The sequence below is a fragment of the Halomonas sp. ALS9 genome (genome assembly GCF_001651035.1).
Taxonomy (GTDB): domain Bacteria; phylum Pseudomonadota; class Gammaproteobacteria; order Pseudomonadales; family Halomonadaceae; genus Vreelandella.
Window position 1 is genome coordinate 55,575 of record NZ_LXRG01000087.1, and the last position, 9,591, is coordinate 65,165.

6 protein-coding genes are annotated in these 9,591 nt (G+C 55.4%); 4 read left to right on the forward strand and 2 right to left on the reverse strand.

Translation table 11 applies throughout. From position 1 onward, the window contains the following. Positions 1-19: 19 nt before the first annotated feature. Positions 20-2,473 (reverse strand): ATP-dependent helicase HrpB, encoded by a 2,454-nt coding sequence (gene hrpB / locus A6R74_RS07115; RefSeq protein WP_064233809.1) that lies wholly within the window; start codon positions 2,471-2,473, stop codon positions 20-22. Positions 2,474-2,483: 10 nt separating this feature from the next. Then, positions 2,484-3,143 (reverse strand): TetR/AcrR family transcriptional regulator, encoded by a 660-nt coding sequence (locus tag A6R74_RS07120; protein WP_064233811.1) that lies wholly within the window; start codon positions 3,141-3,143, stop codon positions 2,484-2,486. 249 nt (positions 3,144-3,392) lie between these two features. Between A6R74_RS07120 and xdhA the strand changes: the two genes are divergently transcribed. The 4 genes from xdhA to guaD are packed head-to-tail and all read left to right on the forward strand — an operon-like array spanning position 3,393 to position 9,444. Next, positions 3,393-4,850 carry a xanthine dehydrogenase small subunit gene (xdhA, locus tag A6R74_RS07125; RefSeq protein WP_064233813.1) on the forward strand — a complete coding sequence of 486 codons (1,458 nt, stop codon included), beginning with the start codon at positions 3,393-3,395 and terminating at the stop codon, positions 4,848-4,850. Further along, positions 4,834-7,257, forward strand: a complete 2,424-nt coding sequence (gene xdhB, locus A6R74_RS07130; RefSeq protein WP_064233815.1) for a xanthine dehydrogenase molybdopterin binding subunit — start codon at positions 4,834-4,836, stop codon at positions 7,255-7,257. The genes xdhA and xdhB overlap by 17 nt, the downstream gene beginning before the upstream one ends. After that, positions 7,254-8,123, forward strand: coding sequence for a xanthine dehydrogenase accessory protein XdhC (gene xdhC / locus A6R74_RS07135; protein ID WP_064233818.1), 870 nt, complete (start codon positions 7,254-7,256; stop codon positions 8,121-8,123). The genes xdhB and xdhC overlap by 4 nt, the downstream gene beginning before the upstream one ends. A gap of 1 nt (position 8,124) precedes the next feature. After that, positions 8,125-9,444: a guanine deaminase gene (gene guaD / locus A6R74_RS07140; RefSeq protein WP_064233820.1), complete on the forward strand. Its 1,320-nt coding sequence runs from the start codon at positions 8,125-8,127 to the stop codon at positions 9,442-9,444. Positions 9,445-9,591 lie beyond the last annotated feature (147 nt).

Sequence of the window (9,591 nt, forward strand, 5' to 3'; positions counted from 1 at the left end):
GCAAAGAGTGTCAAAACAGTCATACCTTCCGCTTGGTGTGCGCAGTGGCAGGTGCCGTTAGAGGGTCTTCTGGCCAGGGGTGTTTGGGATAGCGACCGCGCATCTCTTTGCGCACTTCAGGGTAGCCATTTTGCCAAAAGCTAACTAAATCCTGTGTAACTTGCAGCGGCCGACGCGCAGGTGAAAGCAGATGAATCATCACAGCAACAGCGCCATTCACAACGGTAGGGGTTATCCGCCAGCCGAAAGCCTCCTGCAGTTTCAAGGCTAAAACAGGTGGGCGCTGAGACAGACACGGCAGGTAATCTAAGCCAACCTGCTTGCCGCTCGGCACCTCAAGCGTTAGTGGCGCTAACTGCTCAAATTCACGTTGCGCCTCCCAGTGCAGTGAATTGAGCAGATAGCGCTCTAAGGGCAATTTCTCAATTTGGCTCAGCCGACTGATCCCGATCAAGTAGGGAGCTAGCCAATGATCTAACGAGGCTAGCAATGCCTCCTCAGACCAGTCAGGCCACGCCTCTCCCTGATACTCACGAAGCAGCGCCATTCGCCCACGCAACTGCTGTAGCTTTTCGCCAAATAACTTATCGCCGAAAAGCTTTTCAGGCTGCTGACGTAAGGCGCCCAATAGCGCCTCTTTTACCGCCTTTTCCGGCATATCCGCTAAAGGCCGTTTGGCAATGATGAGGCTACCATGCGCCTGTACCTCTTCACCGGCCAGACGCCCCTCTTCTTGCGACCACCTTACCCGCGGCTGCCATTGCTGAATACTGGGGTATAGCGAAAGCAGCGACGCGATTGACAGCGGCTCGCCTGCGGTAACACGTGCCTGCCCACCCGCCGTAATATTTAACGCCACGGCGACTAAATAGGGCTGATGCGCCAGCGTATCGTTCAACGGCAAAGTAGCGGTTTTGCCATTGGCAAGCCGAAAGTTGCCAGGGCTTACTTGCTGGCCAATGCGTTCTGGGTAAGCCAGTGCTAAGAGTGGCCCAAGCGGTTCTAGCGCGGCGTCACTAAGCGCTACCCCTGCTCTTTTTGCTAGCCTAAGCGCTTCGCGCTGCCAACTGGGGAACCGCTTTGGCTGTCGAAGCCGCAGGGCTAACGCATCGTGCAGCGAGCGCTCATTGCTGTCACGCTCCTCTAGCAGAGCCGCGACCCCGCAAGCCAAAGGCACAGCATTGAAGTTAGCCGCTCGCTCCAGCATCACGGCAATTCTCGGCTCAACTGGCCAACGGGCACATCGGCTGCCCAAAGGGGTTAGCTTGTGGTGCTCGTCTAATACCCCCAGTTGCACCAGCAGTGCTTGGCCACTTCGCCAGGCGCCCTCCGGCGGCGGCGTTACCCAGCTTAGCGCTTGTGGCGCTGCGACGCCCCAGCACGCTAGCTCGAGCACTAGCGATGAGAGATCCGCCTGCTGGATTTCCGGTTCACCGTAAGGCGCCAAGGTCTGCTCCTGGGCCCAAAGCCGAAAACAGCGGCCCTCCCGCTGACGCCCTGCACGCCCCCGCCGCTGATCAGCGCTGGCGCGATTAATTCGCCGGGTCGTTAATCGGGTTAACCCGGTACGCGATTGAAAAAGCGGCACTCGCTCCAGGCCACCGTCAATCACCACATTTACGCCATCAACGGTGATACTCGATTCGGTAATGGCGGTGGAAACAATAATGCGTTGTTTTGATGTATTCGCCGCCAAGGCGGCCTGCTGCTCAGCGATGCTCATTCTGCCGTGCAGCGGCCTAATCACCAGAGCGGGTAAGGCGCTATCCAATGCCTGTACTAGGCGATTTATCTCAGCCACACCGGGCAAAATCACTAATATATCCTGAGTATCAGGTATTGAAAGTGCTTCATTGAGCACTCTAAGTGCGTGGCTGACGCTCTCTTCGCCACTTAGTGAAGGACGATAGGCAGTTGTTACCGGAAACTGGCGCCCATGGCACTCGATGACAGGCACTTCTTCACCCAGAACCCGCTTGAGCGCCTCAACATCCAAGGTTGCCGACATCACCAATAAGCGCAAATCGTCGCGGATACTGGTCTGCACGTCCAGCGCAAGCGCCAAACCCACGTCGGCTTCTAAACTACGCTCATGAAATTCATCAAAGATGATCCCGGCAACACCTTCTAGCAACGGGTCGTCTTGCAGCATTCGGGTGAGTACCCCCTGGGTCACTACCTCCAAGCGGGTTTGTGCACTAACACAGCTATCGCCACGCATGCGATACCCCACCGTTTGACCAACGTTCTCACCCAATTGCTGAGCCATAAACGTAGCAGCCAAACGCGCAGCGACGCGACGAGGCTCCAGCAGCAGTAATTTTTGCCCTTTAGCCCAATAGCTCGCTAATAAACTCAGCGGAACGCGGGTTGTCTTACCCGCCCCCGGCTGGGCAATCAGCATCAGGCGGTTATGGGAAGCTAAAACATCTTTTAAGGGATCAAGATGCTGATCAATCGGGAGCACACTCATTCGCGTTTCACTACTCCTGCGGGTGTGCTTTAACAGCTGGCTGCGGTATGCCACAGCCTTTTAAAATGACGTGCTCTAAAAACGTCGATATCGACTCAAGGTCATCGTCGTTCAGCGCATCTCTTCCTAGAATACCGGACACTTGGGCACTATATTCAGTGTAGTGCTGGGTAGCAGACCAAATCAGGAAAATCAGCCAGCGTGGATCGACAGCATCCATTTTTCCCTGTGCCGACCACTGGCGAATAATTGCCGCCCGCGAGGCAACCCAGTCACGTAGCTCGCCCGCCAGATAATCACTTATGAAGGGGGCACCAGCTAAAATTTCCGCCGCAAAGAGTTTGGAACCTTCGGGATAGCGCTGGCCAAGCACCATTTTAGTGCGGATAAAGTCACTGAGCACCGTCGCAGGGTCGCTGTCAGGGGTAATGTCTTCAAGCACTTCATTCCAGCGACGCATCATGCGGTTAAGCAGCCGCACATAAAGCGCCTGCTTACTGCCCATGTAGTACAAAATATTGGCTTTAGGGAGACCGGCGCGATCAGCAATCACTTGCAAGCTCGCCCCGCGGTAGCCGTGCTGAGAAAACACTTGCTCCGCGGCAAGCAGGATACTCGACTCGATTCTTTCCCGGCTAGGGCTTTCAGAAGTGGCAGATGCGGCGGTCATTAACAAGGTTCCTTGGTGATATGGCTAGGCGAGAAGCCTGTCTGACTTAACACTGTTTTACTGCGATGATCGGGCAAGCCGAACAGGCTTCTAGCGAATTGCCCCAAAAATTGGCATTTCATACTAGCTCGCCCCACTCCTGTGCAGTGAGCAAATACTTGCAAGGTAGGGCGTTTTGTCCCAAGCTCAACGCATATTGACCGATCGGTCAGCTCATTCCCGGTCTATACAATCACAGTGGAGTTCGGCATGGCAACGATTGCGTTCCTGCTAAATGGTACCCCCCAGCGGTGTGACGTTTCACCCGACACTAGTATTTTAACCCTTTTGCGCGAGCATTTGGCCCAAACGGGTACCAAAGAGGGCTGCGCTTCTGGCGACTGTGGCGCCTGTACCGTGGCGATTGGCGAGTCAACGACTGGAACGCAACGTTATACCAGCGCTAACGCCTGCATTACGCCAGCCCACCAGTTACAGGGTAGGCACCTAGTGACCGTTGAAGGGTTATCAGAAAAGGGGCATTTGCACCCCGCCCAGGAAGCGATGATCGAATGCCATGGTAGCCAATGTGGTTTTTGTACGCCGGGTATTGTCATGTCGCTTTTCACTCTGCATAGCGACCTTACCCAGCGGCCTTCACCGCTAACACCCGAGCGGCTTGAAGCCGCGCTAGGCGGCAACTTGTGCCGCTGCACCGGCTATCGGCCGATTCGGGATGCAGCACTGAGCATGAATGCTATTCCTTACCAGCGCCCTCAATGGTTCGATGCAACACTGCCCGACTCAGAAATCGATACGCAGCCTTCAGATTCGTCGCAAACGGTTGCCTTTTTTGCCCAACCGGCGTCGTTGGCTGAACTAGCGCAACTACGCCAATCATCCCCCCAGGCACGCTTGGTGGCGGGTGGCACCGACCTCTGGCTGGAGAGCACTCAGCGTTTGGCTCCCCTTGATCAATTGATTGACGTTTCTCGCGTTGCCGAGCTACTCACCATTGAAGAGGCTCAGTTGGAGAATCAAACCGGCTGGTGGATAGGCGCCGGGGTGACCTACACCCAACTTGAACCCCTGTTTGAAGCGCACTTTCCAGCGTTTGCCCATCTACTGCACCGGCTGGGCTCCCAGCAGATTCGCAACCGGGGAACCCTAGGCGGCAATATTGCCAATGCTTCCCCTATTGGCGATACGCCTCCCGTGCTGCTGGCCTTAGGTGCCCAGGTAGAGCTTGCCAGCGTAACCGGCAAGCGTCGCCTAGCGCTTGAGGATTTCTTTCTGGATTACAAAAAGACCGCGTTGGCAGCTGACGAAGTTATTTCCCGAATCTTTATTCCCCAGCTGGTTGATAGCAGCCAGCTAAGGGTCTGGAAGCTCTCCAAGCGTCGCGAGGATGATATCTCAGCGCTACTGGGTGCCTTTAGCTACCGCGTAGAGCAGAATGTTTTGCGTGATGTACGGATCGCCTTTGGCGGTATGGCCGCTACTCCCAGGCGCGCACTGGCTGCCGAAGCAGCGCTTGAGGGCAGCGCTATTACTCGCGAGGCGTTTCGCGCCGCTCAGCAAGCACTTGAAGATGATTTCCAACCTATGAGTGACGTGCGTGGCAGCCAACATTATCGCCAGCAAGCTGCCCAGAATCTCATTGAACGCCTCTACCTCTCTCTCTCAGCGACCGACCAAGAGGTGATGCTCCATGCGTACGCTCACTAAACTGGACGGCGATAGCAGCCGTGCCCGCCGTGAACTGCACGACCAAATTCAAGGCGCTGGCCCCTTGGCGCGCCATACGGTCGACAGTACTGGACAACGTCAGGCAGGTAGCGCAAGTTTTCACGAGAGTGCCGAAAAACACGTTACCGGCAAGGCGGCTTATATTGACGACTTAGCCGTACCGGCCGATGCGCTGCATGTGGCGCTAGGCCTATCGCCTGTCGCCCACGGCACCTTAACGCAGCTTGATCTTAACAAGGTCAAAGAAGCGCCGGGGGTAGTCGATGTGATTACTTTTCATGAAGTGCCCGGCCATACCGATATCGGGCCGGTCTTTCCCGGTGATCCTATTTTTGTCGATCAGGAGATCAGCTATGCAGGCCAGTGCCTGTTCGCCGTTGCGGCAACGTCGCTGCAGGTCGCTCGCCGTGCCGTCAAATTAGCCACTATCAGCATCGATGAGCAGCCTGCTAGTTTAGACCCGGTGGCCGCAACGGAGCGGGGAGAGTTTGTTCGCCCCACCCATGTGCAGACACGTGGTGATTGGCAGCAGGCGCTTGATCAAGCAGACCAGATTATTGAAGGCGAACTGTTCGTCGGCGGGCAAGAACACTTCTACTTGGAAGGCCAGGCCTGTGTGGTTCACCCTACCGAGGATGAGGGTGTTATTGTCTACACCTCTAACCAGCACCCCAGCGAAACCCAAAAGTTGGTGGCGGAGGTACTCGATATACCTTTTCATGCGGTGACCGTCGAAGTACGTCGTATGGGCGGTGGCTTTGGTGGCAAGGAAACTCAGGCGTCTCCCTGGGCGTGTATTGCCGCGATTATTGCTCGCCGCACCGGCAAGACGGTTCGCCTGCGCTTACCTCGCAGCGACGATATGCACGCCACGGGGAAACGCCACCCCTTCCATAATCGCTATCGGCTCGCCATTGATGCTGAAGGCGTTATCCAGGGGGGAGAGATCACCGTGATCGGCGACTGCGGCTACTCGCCAGATCTTTCTGACGCTATCGTTGATCGTGCGATGTTTCATGCCGACAACGCCTACTCTCTGGGAGACGCTCAGGTGGTAGGGCATCGGGCCAAAACCCACACCGCATCCAATACCGCCTTTCGGGGTTTCGGTGGCCCCCAGGGTATGATGATCATCGAAGCGGCCATGGATGACATTGCCCGCCAGGTTGGCGAAGATCCGTTGACCGTTCGCAAGCGTAACTTCTACCGCGATGGCCGCGAGGTGACCCACTATGGCCAGCAGGTCGATCAGCGCCAACTCCTGCATACACTCGTTGAAACGCTAGAAAGCGACAGCGAATACTGGGTACGGCGCAAAGCGGTCAGTGACTTCAACGCCACTAGTCCGGTTATCAAGAGAGGCTTGGCACTAACCCCGGTAAAATTTGGTATTTCGTTTACCGCTCAACACCTTAACCAGGCAGGCGCCCTGCTGCATGTTTATACCGACGGCAGCGTGATGATTAATCACGGCGGTACCGAGATGGGCCAAGGGCTGCATACCAAGATTTGCCAGGTAGTGGCCAGGGAGCTGGGACTCGATTTAGACAAGGTGCGCATTACCGCTACGCGAACCGATAAAGTCCCAAACACCTCACCGACCGCCGCTTCCAGCGGTGCTGACTTAAACGGTATGGCAGCCCGGGATGCGGCCGGCAAACTACGTGAGCGTCTGTTCGATTTTGCCGCCGGGCACTATTCAGAGGGCTTGGATCGGGAAGGCATGCGCCTGGAAGACGGTATGCTGGTGGCCGGGTTTGGTGAAAGCGAACGCACTATCCCCTGGGGTGAATTAGTGCAAACGGCCTATCTCAATCGCGTATCACTGTCTGAAAAAGGCTTTTATGCCACACCGCTGATTCACTACGATCGCTCAATCGGCCAAGGCCGCCCTTTCTATTACTATGCGTTTGGCGCTGCAGTGGCTGAAGTGAGCGTGGACACCTTGAGCGGTGAGTATCAGGTCGATCGGGTCGATATCTTGCATGATGTGGGTGACTCGCTAAATCCCGCCATTGATATTGGCCAGGTAGAGGGTGGCTTTATTCAAGGGATGGGCTGGTTAACCAGCGAAGAACTTAAGTGGAACGATAAAGGCGTTTTAGTCAGCGATGGCCCAGCAACCTATAAGATCCCCACTTTTGGTGATTTACCGCCGGTCTTCAATGTCGCCCTGCTAGAGGGGCACCCCAATTCCATGGCCAGCCTCTACCGCTCAAAAGCAGTAGGCGAGCCCCCTTTTATGCTGGGTATTTGTGTTTGGTCAGCGTTACGTGATGCCCTTTCGAGCCTTACCGATTACGCCATATCGCCTCACCTAGACACCCCGGCCACGCCGGAGCGGGTAATGTTGGCGGCCAATGCCATCAGGAAGAGAGTGCTGTGAGTGAACTTCAAGTACCGGAAACCTGGCATGCGGCACTGCATCGTTTACAGCGCGACGGCATTCCCCATGTATTAGCCACCCAGGTGACTAGCGCTGGCTCAACACCCCGCGAACCGGGTGCGCGTATGGTGATCACTGTCGATGGCATCTTCGATACCCTGGGAGGCGGTACCTTTGAATGGCAAACCATTTCCGCCGCGCGTTCCTGTTTGGCTGAACAACGCTATGGACTCAGCTTAGAAGCCTTCTCTTTGAGCGGGCGCAGCGGCCAGTGCTGCGGCGGCTTCGTGAATATCCTTTTGGAAGCCTTTCCCGGCGCTGCGGCTCACATCGCCCTCTTTGGTGCAGGTCATGTCGGTCAAGAGATCGTCAAACTGGGCGCCCCGCTCCCCTGGCAACTACATTGGTACGATAGCCGTAGTGATGTGTTTGCCGGGCATTACCAGCCGCGACTTCACTGTTATCCGCTTGGTGATGTCGAGAAATGCGTCGCCGACTTGCCTGCAGATACCCATGCGCTGGTATTAACGCACAACCATGATGAAGACTATGCGCTGATCCAAGCGTTGATTCAGCGCGACGACATCATGTCGATTGGATTGATTGGTTCAGACAGCAAGTGGGCAAGCTTTTCAGGGCGGCTGAAACGCGACGGGTACTCTGACGCACAAATGGCGCGGGTAAGAAGCCCCATTGGTCGCATCCACGCCACTAAGCTGAATAATAAAACGCCCTATGCGATTGCGCTAACGGTGGTGGCTGAGCTGCTTTGGCTAACGGACACGCCCACTTCTCAAGATAACCGCGGGCTGGATCCCCAGTCTCTGCGAACGCTATTGACCGATTCTCCGACGACCACGAGTTAATATGACGACTTCTTCTACCGATACGTTTATTCGTGCCGAACTGATCAGTTTTGCCCGCGACCCTGGAGATGGCGATACGCCCCAACCGGGCAGTTTAGAGCACTATGGTGATGGCTTACTCTGGTTGAAAGGCCAGCATATTCATGCCGTCGGCCACTTTCCTGAATTGGCGCCGTCGCTGCCCAAAGGCGCTGACGTTCTTGATTACCGTGACAAACTGATTATGCCGGGGTTTATTGACACCCATGTGCACTACGTTCAATTGGATATCATGGCGTCTTATGGCCGCCAACTGCTTGATTGGCTAAACGACTACACCTTTCCCGAAGAGTGTCGTTTTGCGAGTCACGCCCATGCAGAAGCGCTGTCTAACGCTTTTTTGGATGAGATGCTACGTGCGGGGACTACGACTGCTCAAGTATTTGGTTCTAGCCACCCCGGTTCCGTGGACGCTTTTTTCACTGCCTGCCAAAAGCGCCAATTACGTATGTTGGTGGGCAAGGTGTTAATGGATCGTAACGCGCCCGAGGCGCTGATGGACAGTGCTTCAGGCATTGCTGACAGCGAACGACTCATTGAAGACTGGCACGGTAAGAGCCGACTGGGCTATAGCGTCACGCCACGCTTTGCACCGACATCAACCAAAACGCAAATGGACGCTGCCGGCGCCCTTCTGCGTAATGACCCCACTCTTTGGTTGCAAACTCACTTGGCTGAAAACAGCGGCGAGTTAGACTGGGTAGCCGAACTGTTTCCAGGTAGTCGCGACTACTTAGCGGTTTATGAAGAAGCAGGCCTTGTTGGCCCCCGCAGCACCTTTGCCCACGGTATTCATCTCGACAATGGCATGCGCAAGCGTTTGGCAGACCGAGGCGCCAATATTGCTTTTTGCCCCAGTTCCAATCTCTTTCTTGGCAGTGGATTATTCGACCGGGAAGCCGCCAAACAAACGGGGATGGCCTATACGTTTGCCAGCGATATAGGTGCAGGCACCGACTTATCAGGGTTTGGCACGCTTAAAGCAGCCTATCAAGTGGGTCAACTAGGCGGGCAGCCCCTTACCGCATGGCAGGGCTTTTATGGCTTAACCTTGGGCAATGCAAAAGCGCTTTCGCTGGATAGTCACATTGGGCAGTTAGCCCCTAGCCTTGAGGCTGACTTTGTGGTGATTGATCCACAGGCAACATCACTGCTGTCACGGCGCATAACCCACTGCACTACGCTTGGCGAACGGCTATTTGCATTAATGATGCTGGCTGATGATCGCGCGATTTATGAAACCTGGGCCGGTGGTATTTGCCAACACCGTAGGGATGTATAAGTGAGGTGTAAGGTGTGAGGTGTTGGAGTTTACCCCTCACTCCTCACTATTTTCCCCTCACCACTTACCGCTCACGCAAAAAAAAATCCCCCAAGGCATCAGCCCTGGGGGATTTTTCACAATAAATGCCTGACGATGACCTACTCT